This window comes from uncultured Tenacibaculum sp. (assembly GCF_947494125.1).
Classification (GTDB): domain Bacteria; phylum Bacteroidota; class Bacteroidia; order Flavobacteriales; family Flavobacteriaceae; genus Polaribacter.
Window position 1 is genome coordinate 111,875 of sequence record NZ_CANLTU010000008.1, and the last position, 26,161, is coordinate 138,035.

Sequence of the window (26,161 nt, forward strand, 5' to 3'; positions counted from 1 at the left end):
ATAAAATAATGTTAAATTACACTGCTACAACACCTTTTATGTGTGGATGCGGATTGTAATCCGTCAATTCAAAATCTTCAAAAGTAAAATCTTCTATATTTTTTATGGCTGGATTCATTTTCATTGTTGGCAATGGTCTTGCTTCTCTAGAGAGTTGCAACTCCAATTGCTCCATATGATTGTTGTAAATATGTGCATCGCCAAATGTATGTATAAAGTCTCCCGCTTCATATCCACAAACTTGTGCTATCATCATGGTAAACAACGCATACGATGCGATGTTAAACGGAACTCCTAAGAATATATCGGCACTTCGTTGGTATAATTGACACGATAATTTTCCGTCTGCAACATAAAATTGAAAAAATGCATGGCATGGAGGCAATGCCGCTTTACCATTCGCTACATTTTCAGAAAAAGATTTTGTGGTATCTGGTAATACCGACGGATTCCATGCAGAAACCAACATTCTTCTACTATTTGGATTCTTTTTAAGTGTTTCTATTACTTCCTTTAACTGATCTACTTCATCACTATTCCAATTACGCCATTGGTGTCCATAAACTGGTCCTAAATCGCCATTCTCATCAGCCCAATCGTTCCAAATACGCACGCCATTTTCTTGCAAGTACTTTACATTCGTATCACCTTTAATAAACCAAAGCAGCTCATAAATAATAGATTTTAAATGTAATTTCTTAGTGGTTACCATTGGAAACCCCTCACTTAAATCAAATCTCATTTGGTATCCAAAAACACTTTTTGTTCCTGTTCCTGTTCTATCACCTTTTTCGTTTCCGCTTTCTAAAACGTGTTTTACTAAGTCTAAGTACTGTTGCATCTTCCCTCTTTAATTAGGGTATAAAAATAAAAAAGCATCGATAAAAAATATCGATGCTTTAAAAATTGTTTTCAGTAAGTTATTAACTATAGGCATTTATTATTATGCCCACATACAATTACCATTACCTAAACAGTATCCATAATCGCAAAATTCATATCCATTTGGTAATCGAGAACAACACATATTGTTCCCTTTACAATAGGCTCTTCCGCCTCCATTAATTTGAACTTGTTCTTTTTTTGACAATGGTTTAAATCCGTTTAGATTTTTTAAATTCTTCATAATTTTATGATTTAAGATTTCGGGTGGTATAAATATATTGAAAAAAGTGTTAAAAAATAATCATATTCGTAAAATAAAATATTTTATTTCAACAACTAACTTGCACACCCTGTGTATACTACATTCTTAAATCATTGCAAGAAAAAAGAGCTTCAGTATTTAATACTGAAGCTCTTTTAAGTTTTTTATATAAATAGTCTTATCCGATAATCATACCTGCAATTGTTGCAGACATTAAAGACGCTATAGTTCCTCCAATTAATGCTTTCATTCCAAACTCCGATAATGTTTTACGTTGTCCTGGCGCTAAAGAACCTATACCTCCAATTTGGATTCCTATAGATGCAAAGTTTGCAAATCCACATAACATATAGGTTGCCATAATAATTGACTTATTATAAGTTAAATGCGTTGCACTTGCTACATTTTTAAGTTCTGCTAATTGAATATATCCAACAAACTCACTCGCTGCTAATTTAATTCCTAATAGTTGTCCCATTAAAGCCATATCTTCTCTCGCCACACCTATTAACCACATTAATGGTGCGAACACATAACCTAAGATAAATTCTAATGATAAACTTTTATATGCTGTATTTGCGGCTATAAGATCATTTAAACTTGTTAGTCTTCCCACTAAATCTAAACCTCCATTCAACATTGCTATAAATGCAATAAACACTAACAACATTGCTGCTACGTTCATTGCTAAGTTTAAACCTTCTGTAGTTCCATTTGCAATAGCATCTAAAATATTTGATCCTATTTTTTCTGATGAAACTTGTACATCTGTATTTACCGCTTCTGTTTGTGGGTATAATATTTTTGAAATAATAATTGCTCCTGGTGCTGCCATTACAGATGCTGCCAATAAATGTTTTGCATATACTAATCGTAATGCCTCATCATCGCCACCTAAGAAACCGATATAGGCTGCCAAAACGGCTCCTGCAACGGTTGCCATACCACCAATCATTACCAATAACATTTCCGACTTATTCATTTTTTCTAAATAAGCCTTTATTAGTAAAGGTGCTTCTGTTTGCCCTAAGAAAATATTTCCTGCAACTGATAAACTTTCTGCTCCAGATATTTTTAAAACCTTAGATAGTAACATCGCCATCAACTTAACTATAACTTGAATAACTCCTAAATAAAACAATAAAGAAGTTAAAGCTGAAAAGAAAATAATGGTTGGTAATACTTGAAATGCGAAAATAAACCCAAATGAATCCATATCTGCAACCAGCCCACTAAATAGAAATTCACTACCTGCTCTTGTAAAATTTAAAATTTCAATAAACAAACGCCCAATCAATTCAAAAGCACCTTGAACAAAAGATACTTTTAAAACACCAACTGCAATTATTAATTGAAAAGCCAAACCTAATCCTACGATTTTCCAATCTATTCCTTTTCTGTTTGAACTAAATAAGAATGCCACAACTAATAATACCAACATTCCTAAAACTCCTCTAAACAAACTCTGCATAGAAAATCCTTGACTTGGAATAATTGCATCAGTCTTGGCAGCAACTTCTGCTACTTCCGCTACAACTGCTACCGCTTCAGGGTTTGATGTAAATTTGTATAATACGTTTTTTTCAGATAATGTTAACGCCTCATCTGTTAACTCAACTACATTATAATAACGAACCGTATCATTCGGTTGCTTATAATTAAATATTAATAAGTTGTTTTGGTGAATATAATTCCCTGCTGCTGCTAAACTATCTTTTGCAACTAAAGAATATTTAAAGTTTCCTTCTGTTAAATTTAAAACATCTGAAGGGTTTATGGTTACTACCGAATTTCCATCAGTAGTCGTAATCGACGAAAAATTCCACTTTTTCTCTATGCTCTGCCCAAAAGTTAATATTGATGCACAAAGCATTATGAAAGTAAATAATTTCTTCATTGTATATATTTTAATTTAAGAACGTTTGCTGATTTCATCGCGAATTTTCGCGGCCATTTCATAATCTTCGTTAGCTACAGCTTCGTTAAGTTGTTCGTGTAATTCTTGTAATGATAAGTGCGCGTAGCTACCTTTCTCTACTTCTTCTTCCTCTTCTAAAGAAAACTCAATTTCATCAGAGTCTAAGTCTTCTTCAATTATTAATTCTTCATCCATTTTTAAATAAATTCCAGCTTTATCTAAAATGTTTTCATACGTATAAATAGGTGCTTGAAAACGAACTGCCAATGCTATTGCATCTGATGTTCGTGTATCAATTACTTCTTCTACTCCATCTCTTTCACAAATTAAACTAGAATAAAACACGCCATCAACCAGTTTATGAATAATAACCTGATTAACCATAATAGCAAATCTATCTGCAAATGTTTTAAATAAATCGTGTGTAAGTGGTCTTGGGGGACGGATTTCTTTTTCTAAAGCTATTGCTATAGATTGTGCTTCAAATGCTCCAATAATAATTGGTAACGTTCTTGTTCCTTCCATTTCGCTCAGCACCAATGCATAAGCTCCACTTTGGGTTTGACTGTATGAAATCCCCTTAATAGTCAGTTTAATTAAACTCATTTATCAATCATCGTAAAAACAAAAAGCTGTCTAATTTTAGGCTCTTTGCTTAAAATTTTAGACAGCCTTCTTAAGTGGGCACAATTTACTAAAAATTATGAGTTGACCTCTAATTTCTATAAAAAGAAAATTTGCCCATTAATTTATGCTTGTTTAAAAGCTTTTAATTTCTCTACTAACTGTGGTACTACCTCAAAAGCATCACCTACAATACCATAATCTGCAGCCTTAAAGAAAGGTGCATCCGGATCTGTATTAATAACTACTTTTACTTTTGATGCGTTAATACCTGCTAAATGCTGAATTGCACCAGAAATACCAATGGCAATATATAAGTTTGAAGCTACTGGCTTACCAGTTTGTCCTACGTGCTCACTATGAGGACGCCATCCTAAATCTGATACTGGTTTAGAACATGCAGTTGCTGCTCCTAAAACCTCAGCTAATTCTTCAACCATTCCCCAGTTTTCAGGTCCTTTTAACCCTCTTCCTGCAGATACTACAACATCAGCATCAGCTATTGTAACTGTACCTGTTGCTTTGTTAATGCTTTCAGACTTTACTCCTAACTCTGGTAAAGATGCATCAAAAGACTCTGTTGATCCACTTGCTGGATTCTCATGAGCCCCGTATGAGTTCTTTGCAACTCCTACTACCTTTTTATCACTCGTTATTTCAGTATTGTTAAATCCTTTATTTGAAAATGCTTTTCTTTTAACAACAAATGGACTTGTACTACTTGGTAACGCTACTACATTAGACGCTAATCCAGCCTCTAAACCAACTGCTACCAATGGAGCTACCGTTAAACCATCAATACTTGAATCTAAAATTACCGTATTCGCTCCTTTAGATTCTGCTACTTGCTTTATAATTGATGCATATGCTTTTGCATTAAAAGATGTTAAATCGTTTTTCACTTCAACAACTTTCTCTGCTCCATACGTATATAATTCAGAAGCATCTCCACCATTAATAGTTACAACGACCATGTCGCCACCTAATTGCTCCGCTACTTTTTTTCCGTATGAAACTGCCTCAAAAGCAGTTTTTTTAAATTTTCCTTCCGATGAATCGGCAAAAACTAATACAGACATATTTTATATTTTTTAGACGTCATTTGAGAAAAGTAACGAAGTAATCTTTTTAAACCGATTGCTTCACTTTGTTCTCAATGACTAAATTTTTAATTTAAATTGCTTTTGCTTCGTTGTGTAATAAGTCAATTAACTCATCAACATTATCAACTAACTTCACTGCTCCTTTTGCTGCTGGCTTCTCAAAAGTTTGAGTTGCTGTGCTTGCAGCTGCACCTACTGGTTCAACTACCGCTAAAGGTTTTTTACGCGCCATCATAATTCCACGCATATTAGGAATACGTAAATCTTTTTCCTCTACAATTCCTTTTTGTCCTGCTACAACCATTGGTAAAGTTGAAGAAACTTTTTCCTCTCCCCCATCAATTTCTCTATCTAAAGTTACATTAGCTCCATCTACTTCTACACCAACACAACCACTAACAAAATTAAAATCTACTAAAGATGCTAACATTCCTGGAACCATTTGCCCATTATAATCAGCAGATTCTTTTCCTGCTAAAACTAGATCATATCCTCCATTTTTAACAACTTCAGCTAATTCTTTAGCTACCATAAAACCATCAGTTGGTTCAGCATTTACACGAATTGCGTCATCTGCACCAATTGCTAATGCTTTACGTAAAGTTGGTTCTGTTGAAGCTCCTCCAACATTTACAACCGTTACACTAGCTCCTTGTTTTTCCTTAAACCACATAGCACGAGTTAAACTAAACTCATCATATGGGTTTATTACAAATTGAACTCCATTAGTATCAAACTTTGTATCGTTATCAGTAAAGTTAATTTTTGAAGTAGTATCAGGTACGTGGCTGATACAGACTAATATTTTCATATATCGTTGTTTTTAAGAAACTTAATTTTGAGCGACGAAGTTACGCCTTTTTTTTAATTTACTATGCATGCATAGTAAATTTTTTCCTTTGATTTAATCATCTATAAATCACTACAAATGTAGACAATGATTTGTTTAAGTTAAAAAAGTATTTTTTAGCGCTATTTTTATTATTTTTGCACTCTTGATAAACAACTACTTATAAAACGTATGAAAACAGTACAATTTAGAGAAGCTATTTGCGAAGCTATGAGTGAGGAAATGCGAAGAGATGAAAGCATTTACTTAATGGGTGAGGAAGTAGCAGAATATAATGGAGCTTATAAGGCTTCGAAAGGAATGTTAGATGAATTTGGTGAAAAGAGAGTAATCGATACTCCTATTGCTGAATTAGGTTTCGGAGGAATTGCAGTTGGTTCTGCAATGAATGGAAATCGTCCTATCGTAGAATACATGACTTTTAATTTCTCTTTAGTTGGTATTGATCAGATTATTAATAATGCAGCAAAGATCCGCCAAATGAGTGGAGGTCAATTTAATTGTCCTATCGTATTTAGAGGTCCTACAGCTTCTGCTGGTCAATTAGCAGCAACACACTCTCAAGCTTTTGAAAGTTGGTTCGCAAATTGCCCTGGATTAAAAGTAATTGTACCTTCTAACCCTTACGATGCTAAAGGTTTATTAAAAGCTGCTATTCGTGATGATGATCCAGTAATTTTTATGGAGTCAGAACAAATGTATGGTGATAAGATGGAAATTCCAGAAGGAGAATATATCATTCCTATTGGAGTTGCTGATATAAAAAGAGAAGGAACTGATGTAACTGTAGTTTCTTTTGGTAAAATTATAAAAGAAGCATACAAAGCTGCTGAAGAATTAGCTAAAGAAGGAATTTCAATTGAAATTATTGATTTACGTACAGTTCGTCCAATGGATCATAATGCAATTTTAGAATCTGTAAAGAAAACTAATAGATTAGTAATCTTAGAAGAAGCTTGGCCTTTTGGAAGTGTTTCTTCAGAAATTACTTTTAGAGTACAAGATGAAGCATTTGATTATTTAGATGCTCCTATTAAAAGAATAACAACAGCAGACACACCTGCACCATATTCTCCAGTTTTATTAGAAGAATGGTTACCAAATGCTAATGATGTTGTAAAAGCTGTTAAGGACGTAATGTACCTTAACAAATAAAAAAGAAAAAGAAGAAATTGAAAAGAAATTAAAATCCTTTTGACACTGGTCGAAAGGATTTTATAGTAATAAAAAAAATGAAACTTAGACTTACAGTACTATTAGTATTAATAACCAACGTGTTATACTCACAATTGACGTTAAAAGGTAAAGTTGTTGATGAATTTAACAATCCAATGCCTTTCGTTAATGTCTTTTTAAAGAATACTACTTACGGAACAACTACCGATGACAATGGTAAATTCTTTTTAAAAACAAAAAAGTATAGAGGTACTTTAGAAATCTCTTTTATTGGTTTTCAAACACAAACATTAAAAGTTAGCCAGAAAACTAAGTATTTGAATGTTGTTCTAAAAGAAGGGACTAATGAATTAGAAGAGGTTATTGTAGTATCTAAACCTAAAAAACGTTTAAAGAAAAAAGAGAATCCTGCTTATAGAATTTTAAAAGAAATCTGGAAAAGAAAAAGAAAAAATGGACTTGACTTAGTTGATTATTATCAATACAAGAAACAAACTTCTATTGAAATTGGGCTAAATAACTTAGACACACTTTTCTTAAAAAAAATTTTCAAAAAAGAATATAAGCAAGCTATTAATCAAGTAAAATATGATAGTGATGGTATTAACTATTACATTCCGATCTTTCTAAATGAACAGGTTACTAATGTTTATGGAAATAACGTTACTAATAATGTTAGAAAGGATATAGAAGCTGAAAAATCTGAAGGTTTAGGTGCTCAAGGTTTTGTTTTCGACAGGATGTCTAACACCTTTCAAAATGTTGATGTTTTTAAAAACAATATAACATTATTAAGAAAATCATTTGTAAGTCCTTTATCTACAGATGGATTTGCTACTTATGACTACGTTTTATATGATAGCATTGTTAAGAATGACAAGAAATTATATAACATCTACTTCTTCCCTCTTAGAAATGGTGATTTAGCTTTCCAAGGAAACTTTTGGGTTGCTGACAAAACATTCTCTATAAAGAAATTAAAAATGAGAGTTCATAAGAGTATCAACTTGAACTTTGTTAGAGGCTTATCTTTTGAAAAAGAATTTGAAGTTAGAAACGACAGTATATATATCCCTACAAAAAATGCTTACGAAGGTGACTTTACGCTTGTAGACAAAAATGAAAGTAACAAAGGGTTAACTATTAAGAAAACCATTTTATTTGATAAGTATATTTTAGACAAACCCCTACCCAAAGATTTTTACACTACTGAAATTACAAAAATAAGACCTGATCAATACGAAAAAGAAGATTCTTATTGGGACGCTAAACAAAACGAAGAGAGTAAATCTACTTATAAACTTATTGAAGAAGTTAAAGAAAAAAAGCAGATTAAAAACATAACTGGTTTAATAAATACAGTTGCTAGTGGATATATAAATACTAGTATGGGGCTTCAATTTGGACCTTTATGGACTGCCTTTGCTAGTAATCAAGTAGAAGGATTTAGAACTAAAGTTGGTTTTAGGTCGTTTAAAACAAAAGATGATCGTTTTCGTTTAAGTGGTCATGTTGCTTACGGGTTTAAAGATAAGAGGGTAAAATATGGTGCAGAAGGTCGTTACCTTTTATCTTACAAACCAAGAATTGCTGTTGGATTAGCCTATCAGAACGATATAGAACAATTAGGAAGTACCTTGTTAAACACCACACAGCTTTTAGGAGGTAGTTTTGGAACAACTGCATTATTCTCAAGAGGTGACAACTTCTTTTTATCTGACATCAAAAAAATAGCTACTAATTTTGATTATCAAATTAAACTAAACCTACATTTTGGTGTAAATTTATCGCATGCTAGAATACGTTCTGCTTCACAGAAAGATTTCTCAATGGATTATGTTGGTGAAAATGGGAATATTCAATCGCAAGTAACTGATGTCGCTTCAGACATCTATGTATCATACACTCCTGGTCGATTTGTTTATGGATTGGGTGTAGAAAGACGTTTTGGTCGTAATATATTCCCAACCCTAGTGTTAAACTACCGAAGAGGCTATAAAGGTGTATTTAACGGAACTCATAATTATGACAGAATCCAATTCAAATACAATCAACCAATTCTATTAAGTAAATTTGGAATTTTTGATGCTACAGTAGAAGCTGGAAAAACATTTGGAACAGTGCCAATAAGTTTATTAAATGCTGTACCAGCCAATCAATCATTTTCTTTGGTAAGGAATACATTTGCTTTATTAAATTATTACGATTTTGTTACTGATACTTATTTAGCAACTCATTTTGAGCATCACTTTAATGGATTTATACTAAACAGAATTCCACTTTTAAAGAAGCTTAAACTTCGTAGTTTATTTACTTTTAGAGCTGCTTATGGAACAATTTCGAAAGATAATATCGATATTAATCGTTCAAATGTTAACTACAATGCTCCTAATAAAGTTTATTACGAGTATGGTGTAGGACTAGAAAATATAGGGTATGGAAACCTTCGTTTTTTACGTATTGACGCTATTTGGAGAAGTAATTATACACCACCTGCAGGTTCAGTTGTTACCCCTACTCCGAAGTTCGCAATTCGTATAGGAATTAGACCTGGCTTATAATCATAATATTAACTATAAAATAACACCAAAATCCCCTTTAAAGACGGCAATAAATTAGTACTTTTGCTGTCCGATTTTAGAAACGAAGAAAAGCAAGATATATGACTGCAAAAGAAAGAAAGACAGTAGATGTTTTAATTGAAATACCAAAAGGGAGTAGAAATAAATACGAATACGATTTTGATTTAGGAAAAATACGTTTTGATAGAATGTTATTTTCTTCTATGATGTATCCTGGAGATTATGGATTTATTCCACAAACTTTAGCTTTAGACGGAGATCCTTTAGATGTATTAGTTTTAGGTGCTGAACCTACTTTTCCAATGTGTGTTATGGAAGTAAAGCCTATAGGTGTTTTCCATATGGCTGATGAAAAAGGACCAGATGAAAAAATTATTTGTGTACCGGTTTCTGATCCTATTTGGAATAATAAAAATGATCTTTCAGACTTAAATCCACATAGATTAAAAGAAATTACTCACTTTTTCCAAGTATATAAAGATTTAGAAAAAAAGAAAGTAGATATTGGTGCTTGGGGAGATGCTAATGAAGCTTATGAAATATTAGATAAGTGTATCGAACGCTATGAAAATAGTGAGCATAAAGCCAATGGAGATTTCACTATTTAGTAAGAAATTTTAATAAATTTATAAAAAACCTCTCAGAACTATCTGAGAGGTTTTTTGTTTAGTGATTGATTTCGTTATATTTACGAACACTTATAACTAATCAAATTACTTAAACATGAAACAAAACATAATGTATTTGCCAATAGTTCTGGCAATTTTAGGACTTATTTTTATGTATATAAAAATGGTCTGGGTAAAAAAACAAGATGCAGGAAATGACAAAATGCAATCCATTTCAAAAAGCATTAAAGAAGGAGCTCTTGCTTTTTTAGCTGCCGAATACCGGCTATTATTAATTTTTGTAGCTATTGCTTCAGTAGCTCTTTTTATTATATCAAAATTAGTAGACACTACAAGCTGGATGATTGTTCCAGCATTTATTATAGGAGCCATTTTTTCTGCCTTAGCAGGAAACATTGGTATGCGAATTGCAACCGACGCAAACGCTAGAACAGCAGAAGCTGCTAAAACAAGTTTACCACAAGCTTTAAAAGTATCTTTTGGAGGTGGAACCGTAATGGGGCTTGGTGTTGCAGGTTTAGCCGTTTTAGGATTAAGTTTATTTTTTATCTTTTTCACCAATCAGTTTATGGGAGGTGATGGTTCTTTCTATGAAAACATGACCGTAGTTTTAGAAGCATTGGCTGGTTTTTCTTTAGGAGCTGAATCAATCGCATTATTTGCACGTGTTGGAGGTGGTATTTACACCAAAGCTGCGGATGTTGGAGCTGATTTGGTTGGTAAAGTAGAAGCAGGTATCCCTGAAGACGATCCTCGTAACCCAGCTACTATTGCAGATAACGTTGGTGATAATGTTGGTGACGTTGCTGGAATGGGAGCTGACTTATTTGGTTCGTATGTTGCAACTGTTTTAGCTGCCATGGTTTTAGGTAACTATGTAATTAGAGATATGTCAACCACAACTCAATTCGCTGATGGATTTAATAACATGGGACCAATCTTATTACCACTGGTAATTGCAGGAGTTGGAATCGTTGCTTCTATTATAGGAACATTTTTAGTTGGTATAAAAGATAATTCAGCAAAAGAAGCTGAAGTTCAAAAAGCATTAGACACAGGAAACTGGGTATCAATATTATTAACATTAGCTGCAAGTTACTTTTTAATCGACTGGATGCTACCAGAAACGATGCAAATGAGCTTCTTTGGAGAAGGAATTAAAGATGTTACTTCAATAAACGTATTCTGGTCAGCATGTATCGGTTTAGCTGTAGGAGCATTAATTTCAATGGTTACCGCTTATTATACAAGTTTAGGTAAGAAACCAGTAATGAATATCGTTCAAAATAGTGCAACTGGTGCAGGAACAAATCTTATTGCAGGTTTAGCAGTAGGAATGAAATCTACTTTTTTATCTGTTATTTTATTTGCTGCTGCCATTTATGGTTCTTATTATTTCGCAGGATTCTACGGAGTTGCTTTAGCAGCCTCAGCAATGATGGCTACAACAGCTATGCAGTTAGCTATTGATGCTTTTGGACCAATTGCTGATAATGCTGGTGGAGTTGCTGAAATGAGTGATTTAGAAGATCATGTTCGTGAACGTACAGATATTTTAGACTCTGTAGGAAATACAACAGCTGCTGTTGGTAAAGGTTTTGCTATTGCTTCTGCTGCATTAACAGCCTTAGCTTTATTTGCTGCATATGTAACTTTTACGGGCATTGACGGAATTAATATTTTTAAAGCCGATGTTTTAGCGATGCTATTTGTTGGAGGAATGATTCCTGTAGTTTTTTCTGCCTTAGCAATGGAATCTGTAGGAAAAGCAGCCATGGAAATGGTACAAGAGGTACGTCGTCAGTTTAGAGAAATTCCAGGAATCATGGAAGGTACTGGAACGCCTGAATATGCAAAATGTGTTGATATTTCAACCAAAGCTGCCTTAAGAGAAATGATTTTACCTGGTTTAATCACCATTATTACGCCTATTTTAATCGGGTTAATTTTTGGCGCTGAACCTTTAGGTGGTTATATGGCTGGTGTTTGTGTATCTGGTGTTATGTGGGCTATTTTCCAAAACAATGCTGGAGGTGCTTGGGACAATGCTAAAAAATCTTTTGAAGCGGGTGTAGAAATTAACGGAGAAATGACTTACAAAGGTTCTGATGCACACAAAGCTGCTGTAACTGGAGATACGGTTGGTGATCCTTTTAAAGATACTTCTGGACCTTCTATGAACATATTAATTAAATTAACTTGTTTGGTTGGTTTAGTAATAGCTCCTCTTTTAGGTGGGCATACTTCTCATACTAGTGATAATCACGCTGAAATAAAGAAAGAAATCAAAGTAGAAATGAAATCTACCGATGGTGAAACTGCTGTAGCTGTAGTTACTACTTCTAAAACTGAAAATGGTGAAACAATTTCTGAAACTGAAACTATTGAAGGTACTGTAGAAGAAGTAAAACAAAAGGTTGAAAAAACTACTGATAAAAACGCTTCTGTAGAAGTTAAAAAAGTTATCAGAAAAGTAGAAAAAGAAACTGAAAAGAAAGAATAGCTTTTTCTATATTATAAAAACTAAAAAACCTCACAGTTACTGTGAGGTTTTTTTTATTCCATATATAAATTCAACGAACTAATACATCATTTACAGTTCTTCAGTTTTTTTACTATTTCTTTAGTCAAGTCTTCACCAAAAAGACATCCAGAACAAGTTCTTGTAAATGGCACTTGTCTTTCTATTTCTTTAACTCTTTTCTCAATCTCTATAATTTGCTTAGAATTAAAACTTGAACGATTACAATAAAAATATTCTATAGCCATAATCCTAGTAGCCGGATTTATACTATACAATAAGATTTGACAATTTGAAGGTTTTATAACCTTATTAAAAAGCTCTCTATTTGACAACAATCTACCTGCAAAACCGCAATGACCTCCATAGGTAACCCCAATAAACGGGCTCATTATTTTTCTAATTTCTTTAGGCGCATTCGTTTTGGGGTTTAATGATTGAAATGTCTTTTTAATACCGACCTTTATTGGCTTAACTTCAAAATTATTATTTACATCAAACAGCTTTGATAATTTTTCCTTATATAATTCCCTTGTTTTTTTCAGTTCATCAGGAATATCTGCTACTAATTCATAAGCTACAATCTCATTTTTAAGATAAAGGATCTTATAATGAAAAGATATATATCCTTTACCATTACCATTAGTGTTTAAAAAATAATCATACCCTAATTTTTCTAACTCATCATCATCCACTTCTAGAACTTCAAATAGTTTTTTGGTTGAAGTGTTATATGCTTTAGTTACCTGAGAAATAAATAAAGTATCTTTCATTATCCATTCTTTTACCACTTTAGATTTTTGAGAAAAAGAGTAATTAAAAGTTAATATAAGAATCAGTACTAGTATTGTTTTTATTTTTTTCATAACATATTTTTATATTCGTATAGTTTTCTACCCATAGCCTATTCCAGGTTTTTGGGGTTCTTGAGTTTGTTTCTCTTTTATCCAAACACAAACCTCAATCGATCCCCTGTCGTTTTTTGAGCAAGTATATTAATCCCTTTTTCAAAAATTTGTAACACTCGCGGATAACCTCCTGTAACTTGACAATCCCTTATTAATACAATTAACTTTCCTGAAGGCGTTAATTGTACTGTACCTGGTAATACCCCAGAAGTCAGCATAGAATCAAAACTATTAGGCATAGCTTCGTTGAGTCGATAGCCCATACGGTTGTTATCAGAAGAAATCGTAAATACTGTTTCTTGTAACAATGTGATTTGTTCTGAAGAAAGCAAATCAAATTCTGGACCTTTAAAACACTTGATACTTTCCGAAGTAAAATGTTGCTGATTTATTTTAACAGCAGCGAAGCTTCTTTGCAACTGGCCCTCTTTGGCTGCAATTGGTAAAATCGTTCCTTTTCTTAAGATAAAATCAGGCGTGATTCCCTTATAAAAACTTCGGCTGTTTAAAAATTGTTCAGACTGTATGCCTCCCGAAACTCCAATATAGGTTCGTACTCCATAATTTCTTTTTCCAAAAGACAACACTGTACCTTTCACAACTCTTTGTACTGAGTTTAACTTGATAAGTACATCTTCCAATTTAGGAGAAAAATCAGCTCCAGTAATACAAATAAAAGTATCTGTTAAAAATTCTAGTTTACAACCTCCAAAAGTAACTTCTATAAGCGCTGCATCTTCACTATTATGTAATAAGTTATTGGCTAATTGTGCCGAATAAGCATCCATAGCTCCAGAAACTGGCACTCCAATTTTCCGATACCCTTTTCTACCAGTATCTTGTATAGAACTATATATTCCTGATGCTACTACCTTAATCATCTAACAGTGTTTTTAGTAATTGATATTTTTCCTTCTGTGCTGTTATCTTTTCGTATTCTGAAAGTGTTATTGGCACAAATTGAATTTTATCGCCCGACTTAGCAAAACATGGAATTTCTTTTGTAACATCGAACAATGATATTGGTGTTCTTCCTATAATATTCCACCCACCTGCACTCTGCTGTGGGTAAATTCCTGTTTGACTCCCTCCTATAGCTACTGAACCTTTTGCTACTTCTAATCTTGGTGTCGCTTTTCTAGGAAAATGCAAACATTTTTCTAAACCTCCTAAATATAGAAAGCCTGGTAAGAAACCTATAAAATACACGCTATACACAGTAGTACTATGTTTTTGTATGAGTTCTTCTGGTGTTAACTGCAAGCTTTTTGTTAACTCCTCTAAATCTACTCCAAACCGTGTACCATAACACACTGGAATTTTCCATAAGTAATTTTGTATTTCTATAGAAGCATTACCATTTTTATAAAGTTCTTGAAGTGATTCTATTTCTTCTTTCTCTGGCTCGTTTTTATAAATAAGCATCAACGAATTATACCCTATAATACTATCTTCTATTAGCTGTAATTTTTCTAAACTTATAAATTGTTCAAAACGCGTGATATCTTGTATAATTTCTTCCGACATCACAGCTTCCCACGCTATTAAAATAGCTCGTTCTCCAAAAAACGTATATGTTGGTTTTTTAAGCAATCGTTATATTATTTTCTGTAAGTTTTGTAAAAACATAGATTACCAATTCCACTGCATTTTTTGTATCTCCATGTACACAAATAGTATCGGCTATGATTTCTTTTGTACCTGCAATGGTTGCTACTTCTTTGTCTACAATCATTCTTTTAATATGAGAAAACACAGCTTCTCTATTAATTATCAAAGCATTTTCTTTTCTTCTCGACACCAAAGTTAAATTCTCATTATAATTTCTATCAGCAAACGCTTCGTATTTTATTTGTAAATTATTTTTTAAAGCTTCAGCTGCTATTACTGAATTATACGGAACATATAAAAATAGTTCTGGACATGTGTTTTGAATTGCTTTTATAACCAAACGAGCCATTTCTTTATCCTTTGCAATCAAATTATACAAAGCTCCATGTGGTTTTATGTGATGAAGTTTCACTTCTTGCAAAGCTGCTCTCTCTTTCAATAAATTAATTTGATTCTCAATACTATACTGAAGTTCTTTTTGGGAAACATCCATCACCACTCTTCCAAAATTTTCTTTATCTGGAAAAGACGGATGCGCTCCAATTTTTACGTTATGTTCTTTTGCCAAGCCAATTACTTGATCAATAATTTTTACACTTCCTGCATGTGCTCCGCAAGCAATATTACAGGAAGATATGTAAGCCATAAGTAGTTCCTCATTTCCTACACCTTCCCCAACATCACAATTAATATCTATTGATAATTTAGAAGACATTGAATACTTTTAAAATACTTTTTAATCCTAAGAATATACTAACTGCCAAAATTAAAAATCCAATTATGTTTTGAAATTTTGTATTGCTATATTTTCCTAGCAACGATTTTTTATTCATAATCCATAATAGGATTCCTGCTATAATTGGCAATAACATTCCATTGGCTATTTGGGCAAATTTGATAATTTCAATAGGCTTAATTCCTATAGAAGAAAACACTACACCTATTACCAAAATAAATATCCAAACTGCTCTAAACTTTTTAGATTTTAAACCTTCTTCCCATCCCAAACATCCTTTAGCTACATAAGCTGCTGCTAAAGGCGCTGTGATTGCTGATGTGATTCCTGCTGCAAACAAACCTAGCGCTAAAAAATATTTAGCAAACTCTCCATATAAAGGCTCTAAACTTGTAGCTAAATCTGCTGCATTACTAATATCTTTTGTTGGTATGGCCGCTGCTGAAATAATAATTGCCATAGATACTAAACCTCCTAAAATGATGGAAATAACAGTATCTTTTCTAGCAAAAGATAAATCGTTTGATGTTTTCCATTTTTCTTTTACTAAGGATGCGTGTAAAAACAAATTATAAGGCACTACTGTTGTTCCTATTAAACCTACAACTGTCCACAAACTTTTATCTGGAAACCTCGGAATAAACATTCCTTTTAAGATTTCTATAATATTAGGTTTGGTTACAATTGCGGTAATTAAGAAAGATACACTCATTAATAAAACTAAACTTACTAGTGCTTTTTCTAAAAATTTGTAACTCCCTATATATAAAAGTGCAAAAGCAATACCTCCAATAATGAGACTCATTAGATTAATAGAAAAATTCCCCAAACTAATAACAGCTTTTCCAAAAACGGTTTCCAAGCCTAAAATTCCACCACTAATATTCCCTGCTTCGTAAGATGCATTACCAATTACAATCGCAGCTAAAATTAGCACGGTAATAAATTGTTTAAAAAAAGGGTGTTTTATTTCTTCTCTTATAACTTCCGACAATCCTTTTTGAGAAATAATCCCCAATCTAGCTGCCATTTCTTGCAAAACAATGGTCGCTATAATTGACAATAACATTGCCCATAATAAATTCATTCCAAAATTAACTCCTGCAAGTGTACATAAGGTTACCGTTCCTGGACCAATAAAAGCAGCTGCTATTAGAGTTCCTGGACCAATATTTTGAAACAACTTTTTAATCATTGTCTATAGAATTTAATGCATAAATAGCAAAACTTCCTAACCAATGCCCACCTTCATAACTATCTCCTACTATATTGGGTAATGAATAGTTAATATGCTGATTGGCTATGTTTTTTAAATGTTTGTACTCTGGCATTCTTTTAATTATTTTATTCAATGCCCAAGCTCTAGAAAAGTTTACTCCATCTAAATGTACTAATTTCCCATCTTTTCTATCTGATACTTCTCCAACTGGAAATGTAAAGTTTTTATCTTTTAATTGAGGAAGAAAATCTGCAAACCATAATCTAAATTCTGCTGGAGACATAATACGTTTCATAATTGCTGCTTCTTGTAAACAAGGCGATAAAAAATCGTAACCACTAGGCTCCCATGACAACGGACAATGTGCATCTTTTAAATAAAAAGACCGTGCTCGTTTTTTTATTAAATCTTGTAATTTAGAATTCCCAACAGCAGTTGCGTAATCCCAAGCAAAAGTTAATCCAAATGCTGTATTGGTGTGTTCCCCTACTCTAATTGGATATTTTAACTTCGGTAAAAAATCAAAATATTTTTCAACAATTAAATCGGTTAGTGGCTGTAAATTCTCTTCTAATTGCCTAGCTACAGGAGTGTCCCAAGTATGCAATTCTTCTGCTAATTTTAACAACCAAGCCCAACCATAGGTACGCTCCCAACTCTTATTATGCTTTCCATGAAAATAAGCTACCTCTTTTTCTATATTTTCTTTAGAGATATTATTCAATAATTTCTGCGCTATTTCTGCTGAATTATCAAGATTCGGAAATTGTTTTAACAAGGAAACCAAACTCCAATGTCCGTGCACAGATGAATGCCAATCAAAACACCCATAAAAAGCTGGATGTAGTTCTTTAGGCGATTGTAAGTCTGATGCTTCTCCTATAACTTGATTCAATTTATTTGGATATTCTACTTCAATACAACTTATTGGTAACGAAACTAATCTTTTAGCTTGTTCTAAATTTAATGTAGGTACTGGTTCTTTTTTTATTTCTCCTACTTTCTTTTTCTTTTCTGTCGTATTACACGCTATTATGGAAACTAGTAAAAAAAAGAATATTGATTTTTTCATTCTATTTAATTAATTTGATTTTTATAAAAATAGGAAAAGAAAACAAAAGTATTCTTGTATTCTTTATTTTTGTACGATGTCTAAAAGAACACAACGTAATTTTAAAATAGATAATCCAAAAGTATTTAAACAAAAAATATTTTCATGGATCAAACAATTTGAGACTGTTATTTGGTTGGATTCAAATAATTACGAACAAAAATATTCTTCATTCGATTGTGTTATTGCTGTTGATGAATTTACTTCTATAAAAACAGATTATCACAATGCTTTTGATAAACTAAAAGAATATCAGTCATACACAAAAGATTATCTTTTCGGCTATATATCTTATGATGTAAAAAATGATGTAGAAAAATTAAAGTCTACCAATTCTGACAATCTTTTTTTTCCTGATTTATATTTTTTTCAGCCTCAAAAATTAATTTTTATCAAAGGTAATACTGTTGAATTTCATTATTTGCAAATGATTGATGATGAATTAGAAGAAGATTTTGAAGAAATTATAGAAATAAATCCAAACATTAACCATAGTAATTCATCTGAAGAAAGTGACATTAAAATTAAACTTCGAATTCACAAAGATGAATACCATCAAAAAGTAACGAAAGTTTTGGAACATATTCATAGAGGTGATATTTATGAAGCAAATTTCTGTCAAGAATTCTATGCTGAGAATACAATAATAGATCCTTATGAGGTTTATATTCATTTAAACAAAATATCTGAACCTCCTTTTGCTACTTTCTTTAAGCATGAAAACTTACACTTGTTATCTGCTACTCCAGAAAGATATATAAAAAAAGAAGGGAATAAAATTATTTCTCAACCTATAAAAGGAACTGCTAAACGATTAATAAATAAAATTGAAGATGAAAAAATAGCTTTCGATTTAGCTCGTGATGAAAAAGAACGTTCTGAGAACATTATGATTGTTGATTTAGTTCGTAACGATTTATCTAAAGCAGCTATAAAAGGTAGTGTTACAGTTGAAGAATTATGCAAGGTTTATTCTTTTAAACAAGTACATCAAATGATTTCTACCATAACTTCAGAAGTAGCTCCAACAAAACATCCTGTAGATATTATAAAAGATACTTTTCCAATGGGTAGTATGACGGGAGCTCCTAAAATTTCAGCAATGAAAATTATTGAAGAATTAGAAGAAACAAAACGCGGTTTATATTCTGGAACTGTAGGTTATTTTACTCCTAATGACGATTTCGACTTTAATGTAGTTATTAGAAGTATTTTATACAATACTGACGAAAAATACGTTTCTTATTCTGTAGGTGGAGCCATTACAGCTAAATCTACTCCTGAAAAAGAATATGAAGAATGCCTTTTAAAAGCTAAGGCTATGAAATATGTTCTTTTAAACAACTAATTAAACTTAACTATATTTATCCCTATGAAAAACATATTTAAAGTCCTAGTCTTAATAACATTCTTAATTGGTGGAATTGCTTGTAAAACCAATAAATATTCATTTGTTAATGAATATCCTGTAAAACAACTACCACTTATTGACAGTACTAATTTTGACAATCATGTAGAAGGGAAACTTTTAAGCAAAGAGGAACAGAAATTACTAAAACTTCCTTCAGTTTTTATAGATCAATTAAATGATGAAAAAGCTAAAATTGGAATTTCATACCTTCCTAAAATATCTGACAACTTTCAATCTGTTGTATTCTATTTTTACCCAAACAATACTGAAGTAATTTCAATGCTGGTAAACTACGATAAAAACTTTACTATTATTAATAGTCAAGTTTTAGCTTATGATGAGATTGCTGAAGGCATGTTAAAAACTACTTCAAAACTAGATAAAAATAGAATAGAGTTAACAGAATATATTTCTGAAAACCCTTCTACACTATATTTTAAAATCTCAAATAACGGAGATATTATCAGAGAATAATATGACAACTAATATGTTTAAAAAAACTATGTGAAATATGTTTTCTTAAACAAACACACCAAATAATTTCTACTGTAATTTCAGAAATTGCATCAATATATCTTACTAAATTCAAAGTAGTTTTATTTATATTTACTAAATGATGATTATAGAACAAGACGAAAAATTTACACAAGTACTTTCGCAAATAGAAGGAAAAATAAATGAACAAAGCTTTTTTAATAAGTTTTTAGAATTATATCCAGAAGCATGGAAACAACATAAAATTACATTCTCTAAATTTAAAAGAAGTAAGCAATTTGGTAAAACTATTCCTTTACCCAAACCTGAGGTTTCTTTAAGGAAAGAAATAAGAGTTTGGTTAAAAAAACAATAAATTATGACGCATCAAGAATTCGATTTTAATTATCATAAAACTAATTTTTACGGTCAATATTGGCAACCAAAAACCGTAAAAGCAGTTGTAATTATTGTTCATGGAATGGGAGAACATTCTGGACGTTACCAACATGTGGCTAAAAAACTAGTCGATAATAATTTTGGTGTTATTGCTTTTGATCACTTTGGACATGGTAAAACCTCTGGTAAGCGTGGACATAACCCTGGTTTTGATGCAGTTTTAGAAAGTATATCAAAGTTAATAGAGAAAGCAAAAAACGTTTTTGGAAACAAACCTATCATTTTATATGGACATTCTATGGGAGGTAACGCTGTTATAAATTATACGCTTCGTAATAAGAATAATTTAACTGGTACTATTGCAACGAGTCCTATGTTAAAATTAGCATTTGCTCCTCCAGCATGGAAACTTTCTCTAGGTAAAATTATGCAAAAAGTCGCTCCCTCTATCACATTGCCTAGTGAATTAGACACTTCTCATATATCACGTATTCAAGAAGAAGTTGATAAATATGTAAGCGATAAATTAGTACACGATAAAATAAGTCCAAACTTCTCATTATCATTCTTCGACGCAGCCGATTGGGCTATTGAAAATGCTTCAAAACTTGAAACTCCAATGTTTTTATTGCACGGAACTGAAGACAAAATTATTGATTATAAAGGGACGGAATCTTTTGCGAACAATGCTAATAATGCTAATAATGCTAATAATGTCACTTTAAAACTATATGAAGGTGGCTACCATGAATTGCATAATGATTTGTGTGCAGAAGAAATGCTGAATGATATTATAGATTGGTTAAATACTCAATTATAAATAAATGCTGCAAAAGCTTCAAAAACATATTAATGATAATCTTCCTTTTTTAAAAGAGAAGAAACTTTTAGTTGCTATTTCTGGAGGAGTAGACAGTATTGTTTTAACTCATTTATTACATCAATTAAATTTTAATATTTCATTAGCGCATTGTAATTTTCAGCTACGAAAACAAGAAAGTAATTTAGATGAATCTTTTGTTAAAAACTTAGGCAAAGAATTATCTATTGAAACATATACAGTTCAATTTAAAACAGCACTATATGCTAAAGAACATAAACTATCAACTCAATTAGCAGCAAGAAATCTACGTTATGACTGGTTTAATCAATTAGCAAAAAAGCATAATTTCGATTATATTTTAACTGGACATCATTTAGATGATAACTTAGAGACTTTTATTATCAATTTAACTAGAGGCACTGGTTTAGAAGGTTTAACAGGAATCCCTGTTAAAAATAGTAATGTTATACGCCCTTTATTAGCTTTTTCTAGAGAAGAAATTAAGAATTATGCGCTAAATAGTAGTATCAAATGGCGAGAAGACGCAAGTAATTCGGAGACAAAATACGTAAGAAATAAAATACGTCACCAAATTATTCCAGTTTTAAAAGAGCTTAATCCAAAGCTATTAAATTCGTTCTTAAAAACTAGTGAATTCTTAAAACAATCTCAACAAATTGTAAACGATAGAATAAATGAAATTTCTTCCGAAACACTTACCAACAAAGGAGATGTGATAAAAATAGAAATTAAAAAAATCTTATCTTTATCTAACCCAAAAGCGTATTTATATCAAATACTAAAAGCGTATAAATTTACTGAATGGGATGATGTTTACAATTTAATTTATGCTCAATCCGGTAAGAAAGTATCAACAAATTTCTATACTTTATTGAAAGACAGAGATTTTTTATTACTTTTACGCACTGATAAAAACAGCTCATCTGAAAATGAGCAAGTTATCATATATAAAGAAAATACCAGAATAGTAAGCCCTATTAACTTATTATTCGAAAACGTTCAAAAAATAACAATATCTGATATAAATACTATTTATGTCGATAAAATTTTACTAAATTACCCCCTCACCTTAAGAAAGTGGGAAAAGGGTGATTTTTTTTACCCTACAGGAATGTTAGGTAAGAAAAAAGTAAGTAAATATTTTAAAGACGAAAAAATATCAGTTTTTGATAAGAATAACATTTGGTTGCTTTGTTCAGGTGATAATGAAATTATTTGGATTATCGGAAAACGACAAGACAGACGTTTTTTATCTTCTAACAATACAACACAATTATTAAGAATAACTATATAAAAACAACCCCTTATAAACTAACTCGAATGAAAAAATTCTTTACTCTATTTTTATTGTTCATAGGTTTTACGGTTTACTCTCAATCAGATGACAATCCTATTGTTGTAACTCCTACCGTTGAAAAAATTTCGGACACCGAATACGACTTAATTTTCGAAGTGGAAATTGCTGAAGATTGGCATTTATACTCGCAATACAATCCAGAAGACGCTTCTTTACCAATGACTATTTCTCCTGCAGAAGGTCAAACTGGCTATACACTTAATGGTAAAGCTAAAGAAAGTGATACTGAAACAGAATTTAGTGAAATTTGGGGGAAAGATGAAATATTTTTTGTTGAAGAAGGTAAATTAATTCAACGAATTACTGTTTCTGACCTTAGTTTAACTCAAGTAACACTTAACTTAGATGCTCAGATATGTAAAGAATATTGTTTACCTTTTGATGAAGATTTTACTTTCTCATTAACTGGTGAAGAAGTAGCACAGACAGTAGCTGAAGTAGATGATAAAAGTCAATCATTATCACAATCTTTAAATTTAAATTTAAAAAATACTGTTTTATTAAAAAGTACAACAGAAAAATCAAATGAAGAAGAAGGAGGAGATACTTTATTAAACATTTTCTTATTAGGATTTGTTGGTGGATTATTAGCCTTTTTAACTCCTTGTGTTTTCCCTATGGTACCGTTAACAGTATCATTTTTCACAAAACGTTCTGAGAAAAAAGGAAAAGGTATCGGTAGTGCTTTATTATATGGTTTCTTTATCGTATTAATTTATGGTCTTTTAAGTTTACCTTTCCATTATTTAGATACTTTAGATCCAGAAATTTTGAATACAATTTCTACGAATATATGGTTAAATGTTTTCTTCTTTGCTGTACTTATTTTCTTTGCAGGATCATTCTTTGGATTTTATGAATTAACATTACCTAGCTCTTGGAGTAATAAAGCTGATAGTGCTTCAAACATTGGAGGTATTATAGGTACTTTCTTTATGGCTCTTACGTTAGCAATTGTATCTTTTTCTTGTACTGGACCTATATTAGGATCTTTATTAGCAGGATCATTAGGAGCTAATGGTGGAGCTATGCAATTATCTGCAGGTATGATTGGTTTCGGTACTGCTTTAGCATTACCTTTTGCTTTATTTGCAATGTTCCCAGGATGGTTAAATTCTTTACCAAAATCTGGTGGATGGTTAAATACAGTTAAAGTTGTTTTAGGTTTCTTAGAATTAGCTTTTGCTTTTAAATTCTTATCTAATGCAGATTTAGTTGGTCACTGGGGAATATTAAAAAGAGAAATATTTATTGGAATTTGGGCTTTAATTGGTTTCTTAATGGCCTTATATTTATTTGGTTTGATTGGAAAAAAATATGGTAAAATTTCTTTCTTTAGAGTTTTATTAGGTTTAGGTGCTTTAGCTTTTGCTGTATATTTAGCTCCAGGAGTTATGGAGAAACCAGCATGGAATCAAAGTAAAATATTAAGTGGTTTTGCTCCACCTCAATTTCATAGTATTTATCAACAAGATAATCAATGTCCTCTTAACTTAAATTGTTTTAAAGATTTTGAAGAAGGTATTGCTTATGCAAAATCTGTAAACAAACCTGTTTTATTAGACTTTACAGGTTGGGCTTGTGTTAACTGTCGTAAGATGGAAGAAAACATTTGGAGTCAACCAGATATCTACTCATTGATTAATGATGACTATGTATTAATTTCATTATATGTAGATGATCATGAAAGAAAATTACCAGAAGATCAACAATTTGATTTTATTAAACCAAATGGTAAAGTAAAAAGAATTAGAACTTATGGTGATAAATGGGCTACTTTACAAGCAGCTAACTTTAAAACTGCTTCACAACCTTTTTATGTATTAATGAGTCCTAGTTTAGAAGTACTTAACTCTCCGCAACAATACACAGATCACACAACATATTACGATTGGTTAAAAACTGGTTTAGACCGTTTTAACAGTAACTAATTAAATAAATATTTAAAAAGCCTCTTAATATAATTATTAAGAGGCTTTTTTTATTTTAAGCAAATTTTTACTTAACCATTATTTACATAATGGCTCACATAAATCTTCGTTATCTGGTAATATAATATCAATAATACCACAACCAGGACCATATCCATCACATGGTTGATTTATTACACGTCCAATAGTATCACATTTGCATATAGGATAGTGCTCTGTATTACTTCCTTTAATAGATTTCTGCTCAGATTTACTTAATGTCTTTCCAATGTTTAAAATTGATTTTTTCATAACATCTTATAAAGTAGCATAAATTCTAACCATAAATCCAGGAGCTCCCCATTCTGTTGTACAAGATTCACATCTTGTTTGTGCTGGATCTGCTCCATAAGAAATAGCAGAAGCCATGGCACTATTACAACGACTTTGAGATGTATAACAAATACTACCTATAAAATTTACACCAAAACCTCCACTAATTGATTTTTGTTCTGCTTTATTTAAAGTTTTCCCTAAATTTAAAATTGATTTTTTCATATCTATATTCTTATTTAATTAAGGCAACATTGCCCGTTATTGATATTACCTCTACAATGACTACCAAAACCAAATAAAACGGCACAAACATCTCCATTTAAAATTCCAGATGAAACCCAATTATTTGAATAACATATTCCTGATTTACAAATTGTTCCTATAGCCTTACCTCCTTTGATATTTTTTTGTTCAGTTTTGGCTAAAACTTTTCCTAAATTTAAAATTGATTTTTTCATTATTAAAAGTTATTAAATTAAGGAGCTAAAGGAGCTGTCATACATGCATAACCACAACCAGGAAAATAGCCCCATGGACTTACACAATTTACATCAGCAACAGGTTGTTCATAACAACCTCTACTATTTGGTCCATCATTATTATTCTCTTCTCCAGGGCCTTCGCCACCGATTATAGTTTTTTGTTCTGCTTTATTTAAAGCTTTTCCTAAATTTAAAATTGATTTTTTCATTTTAATTTATTTATAAATTAGTTAAATATTTTATTTTTAAAAACACTCGAAATAATATTGCTAATTATTTCCCAGAGAGTCTTATTATATAAATAATGCATTAGTAACTCTATAGTTTTAATTTAATGTATACACACAGATACCATCTAAATGACTTTGGCTAGAAGTATCACAAACTAAAGCACCAGAACACCATCCTGTTTTACATGGACATCCAAAAGGTACATTACCTTCTATTGCATCACATTCTCCTGGAGTGGTTAAACGAATACCTCCACTAACTTCTTTTTGTTCAGCTTTATTTAAAGCTTTACCTAAGTTTAAAATTGATTAAATCCTTGATCATTTAAAGACACTCAAGGGGTATGTCTATTCTTCGCGAAAGAATGTTTTATTTTATAATATTTCTAAGTTGATAGAAGAAGCGTTCAATCAAACGTAAATCTTCGGTTACTATATTGGCGGTACCTTTCATTTCTTGTCTGAAAGCTATTTTTTTATCATAGGTAGTTTTTAAATCCTGTGGTAATGCTACATCTATTAAATAGTTTCCTTCTTCATCTGGTATTAATGAAATTGATTTTACTGTACCGTTTAATTCACC

Annotated in this window: 26 protein-coding genes and 1 pseudogene; 10 read left to right on the forward strand and 17 right to left on the reverse strand. The window is 31.5% G+C overall.

All coding sequences use genetic code 11. From position 1 onward, the window contains the following. Window positions 1–16 precede the first annotated feature (16 nt). The 6 genes from Q0881_RS13330 to Q0881_RS13355 form a co-directional block, all read right to left on the reverse strand. Complete coding sequence (locus tag Q0881_RS13330; protein WP_299161166.1) at window positions 17–841, reverse strand: thymidylate synthase; 825 nt, start codon at window positions 839–841, stop codon at window positions 17–19. Window positions 842–943: 102 nt separating this feature from the next. After that, complete coding sequence (locus Q0881_RS13335) at window positions 944–1,126, reverse strand: hypothetical protein (RefSeq protein ID WP_299161168.1); 183 nt, start codon at window positions 1,124–1,126, stop codon at window positions 944–946. Window positions 1,127–1,325: 199 nt separating this feature from the next. Beyond that, window positions 1,326–3,044: a nucleoside transporter C-terminal domain-containing protein gene (locus tag Q0881_RS13340; protein WP_299161170.1), complete on the reverse strand. Its 1,719-nt coding sequence runs from the start codon at window positions 3,042–3,044 to the stop codon at window positions 1,326–1,328. Between the two features lie 15 nt (window positions 3,045–3,059). After that, window positions 3,060–3,671, reverse strand: coding sequence for a bifunctional nuclease family protein (locus Q0881_RS13345; protein ID WP_299161172.1), 612 nt, complete (start codon window positions 3,669–3,671; stop codon window positions 3,060–3,062). 143 nt (window positions 3,672–3,814) lie between these two features. After that, on the reverse strand, window positions 3,815–4,768 hold the full coding sequence (locus Q0881_RS13350) for an electron transfer flavoprotein subunit alpha/FixB family protein (RefSeq protein WP_299161174.1): 954 nt from the start codon (window positions 4,766–4,768) through the stop codon (window positions 3,815–3,817). Between the two features lie 94 nt (window positions 4,769–4,862). After that, window positions 4,863–5,603: an electron transfer flavoprotein subunit beta/FixA family protein gene (locus Q0881_RS13355; RefSeq protein ID WP_299161176.1), complete on the reverse strand. Its 741-nt coding sequence runs from the start codon at window positions 5,601–5,603 to the stop codon at window positions 4,863–4,865. Window positions 5,604–5,813: 210 nt separating this feature from the next. On the opposite strand from Q0881_RS13355, the gene Q0881_RS13360 reads away from it, so the two are divergent. The 4 genes from Q0881_RS13360 (at window position 5,814) to Q0881_RS13375 (ending at window position 12,532) form a co-directional block, all read left to right on the forward strand. Then, the gene (locus Q0881_RS13360) at window positions 5,814–6,797 is read left to right on the forward strand and encodes a pyruvate dehydrogenase complex E1 component subunit beta (protein WP_299161179.1); all 984 of its coding nucleotides are present in this window, start codon (window positions 5,814–5,816) and stop codon (window positions 6,795–6,797) included. A gap of 77 nt (window positions 6,798–6,874) precedes the next feature. Then, complete coding sequence (locus Q0881_RS13365) at window positions 6,875–9,379, forward strand: DUF5686 family protein (RefSeq protein WP_299161182.1); 2,505 nt, start codon at window positions 6,875–6,877, stop codon at window positions 9,377–9,379. Between the two features lie 101 nt (window positions 9,380–9,480). Then, window positions 9,481–10,008 carry an inorganic diphosphatase gene (locus tag Q0881_RS13370; RefSeq protein WP_299161184.1) on the forward strand — a complete coding sequence of 176 codons (528 nt, stop codon included), beginning with the start codon at window positions 9,481–9,483 and terminating at the stop codon, window positions 10,006–10,008. 115 nt (window positions 10,009–10,123) lie between these two features. Then, entirely contained in the window at window positions 10,124–12,532 is a 2,409-nt protein-coding gene (locus Q0881_RS13375) for a sodium-translocating pyrophosphatase (protein WP_299161186.1), read from the forward strand. A gap of 86 nt (window positions 12,533–12,618) precedes the next feature. Here the strand turns inward: Q0881_RS13375 and Q0881_RS13380 are convergent, their stop codons facing one another. The 6 genes from Q0881_RS13380 to Q0881_RS13405 form a co-directional block, all read right to left on the reverse strand. Continuing rightward, complete coding sequence (locus Q0881_RS13380; protein WP_299161188.1) at window positions 12,619–13,416, reverse strand: hypothetical protein; 798 nt, start codon at window positions 13,414–13,416, stop codon at window positions 12,619–12,621. A 77-nt stretch (window positions 13,417–13,493) separates the two neighbouring features. Continuing rightward, entirely contained in the window at window positions 13,494–14,339 is an 846-nt protein-coding gene (locus tag Q0881_RS13385; protein ID WP_299161190.1) for a biotin-dependent carboxyltransferase family protein, read from the reverse strand. Then, window positions 14,332–15,051 (reverse strand): 5-oxoprolinase subunit PxpB, encoded by a 720-nt coding sequence (gene pxpB / locus Q0881_RS13390; protein WP_299161192.1) that lies wholly within the window; start codon window positions 15,049–15,051, stop codon window positions 14,332–14,334. Before pxpB ends, Q0881_RS13385 begins: the two co-directional genes overlap by 8 nt. Further along, entirely contained in the window at window positions 15,044–15,784 is a 741-nt protein-coding gene (pxpA, locus tag Q0881_RS13395) for a 5-oxoprolinase subunit PxpA (RefSeq protein WP_299161194.1), read from the reverse strand. Before pxpA ends, pxpB begins: the two co-directional genes overlap by 8 nt. Further along, window positions 15,774–17,000, reverse strand: coding sequence for an Nramp family divalent metal transporter (locus tag Q0881_RS13400; RefSeq protein WP_299161197.1), 1,227 nt, complete (start codon window positions 16,998–17,000; stop codon window positions 15,774–15,776). Before Q0881_RS13400 ends, pxpA begins: the two co-directional genes overlap by 11 nt. Next, window positions 16,993–18,096: a DUF2891 domain-containing protein gene (locus tag Q0881_RS13405; protein WP_299161200.1), complete on the reverse strand. Its 1,104-nt coding sequence runs from the start codon at window positions 18,094–18,096 to the stop codon at window positions 16,993–16,995. Before Q0881_RS13405 ends, Q0881_RS13400 begins: the two co-directional genes overlap by 8 nt. 76 nt (window positions 18,097–18,172) lie before the next feature. On the opposite strand from Q0881_RS13405, the gene pabB reads away from it, so the two are divergent. The 6 genes from pabB (at window position 18,173) to Q0881_RS13435 (ending at window position 24,551) form a co-directional block, all read left to right on the forward strand. Then, window positions 18,173–19,483: an aminodeoxychorismate synthase component I gene (gene pabB / locus Q0881_RS13410; RefSeq protein WP_299161202.1), complete on the forward strand. Its 1,311-nt coding sequence runs from the start codon at window positions 18,173–18,175 to the stop codon at window positions 19,481–19,483. Between the two features lie 24 nt (window positions 19,484–19,507). Then, the gene (locus tag Q0881_RS13415; RefSeq protein WP_299161204.1) at window positions 19,508–20,020 is read left to right on the forward strand and encodes a hypothetical protein; all 513 of its coding nucleotides are present in this window, start codon (window positions 19,508–19,510) and stop codon (window positions 20,018–20,020) included. 139 nt (window positions 20,021–20,159) lie between these two features. Then, the gene (locus tag Q0881_RS13420; protein WP_366139567.1) at window positions 20,160–20,396 is read left to right on the forward strand and encodes a hypothetical protein; all 237 of its coding nucleotides are present in this window, start codon (window positions 20,160–20,162) and stop codon (window positions 20,394–20,396) included. A gap of 3 nt (window positions 20,397–20,399) precedes the next feature. Then, window positions 20,400–21,239, forward strand: coding sequence for an alpha/beta hydrolase (locus tag Q0881_RS13425; RefSeq protein ID WP_299161206.1), 840 nt, complete (start codon window positions 20,400–20,402; stop codon window positions 21,237–21,239). A 4-nt stretch (window positions 21,240–21,243) separates the two neighbouring features. Continuing rightward, window positions 21,244–22,557 (forward strand): tRNA lysidine(34) synthetase TilS, encoded by a 1,314-nt coding sequence (tilS, locus tag Q0881_RS13430; RefSeq protein WP_299161208.1) that lies wholly within the window; start codon window positions 21,244–21,246, stop codon window positions 22,555–22,557. Between the two features lie 26 nt (window positions 22,558–22,583). Next, window positions 22,584–24,551 carry a cytochrome c biogenesis protein CcdA gene (locus Q0881_RS13435; RefSeq protein WP_299161210.1) on the forward strand — a complete coding sequence of 656 codons (1,968 nt, stop codon included), beginning with the start codon at window positions 22,584–22,586 and terminating at the stop codon, window positions 24,549–24,551. Between the two features lie 78 nt (window positions 24,552–24,629). Here Q0881_RS13435 and Q0881_RS13440 read toward each other — a convergent pair whose 3' ends face one another. The 5 genes and pseudogenes from Q0881_RS13440 to Q0881_RS13460 all read right to left on the reverse strand — a co-directional run. Next, the gene (locus Q0881_RS13440) at window positions 24,630–24,842 is read right to left on the reverse strand and encodes a hypothetical protein (protein WP_299161213.1); all 213 of its coding nucleotides are present in this window, start codon (window positions 24,840–24,842) and stop codon (window positions 24,630–24,632) included. 6 nt (window positions 24,843–24,848) lie between these two features. Then, window positions 24,849–25,088, reverse strand: coding sequence for a hypothetical protein (locus Q0881_RS13445; protein WP_299161215.1), 240 nt, complete (start codon window positions 25,086–25,088; stop codon window positions 24,849–24,851). Between the two features lie 14 nt (window positions 25,089–25,102). After that, window positions 25,103–25,324 (reverse strand): hypothetical protein, encoded by a 222-nt coding sequence (locus tag Q0881_RS13450; RefSeq protein ID WP_299161217.1) that lies wholly within the window; start codon window positions 25,322–25,324, stop codon window positions 25,103–25,105. 17 nt (window positions 25,325–25,341) lie between these two features. Further along, window positions 25,342–25,557, reverse strand: coding sequence for a hypothetical protein (locus tag Q0881_RS13455; protein WP_299161219.1), 216 nt, complete (start codon window positions 25,555–25,557; stop codon window positions 25,342–25,344). A 391-nt stretch (window positions 25,558–25,948) separates the two neighbouring features. Further along, window positions 25,949–26,161, reverse strand: a pseudogene (locus Q0881_RS13460) (HlyD family secretion protein); the annotation flags it as partial.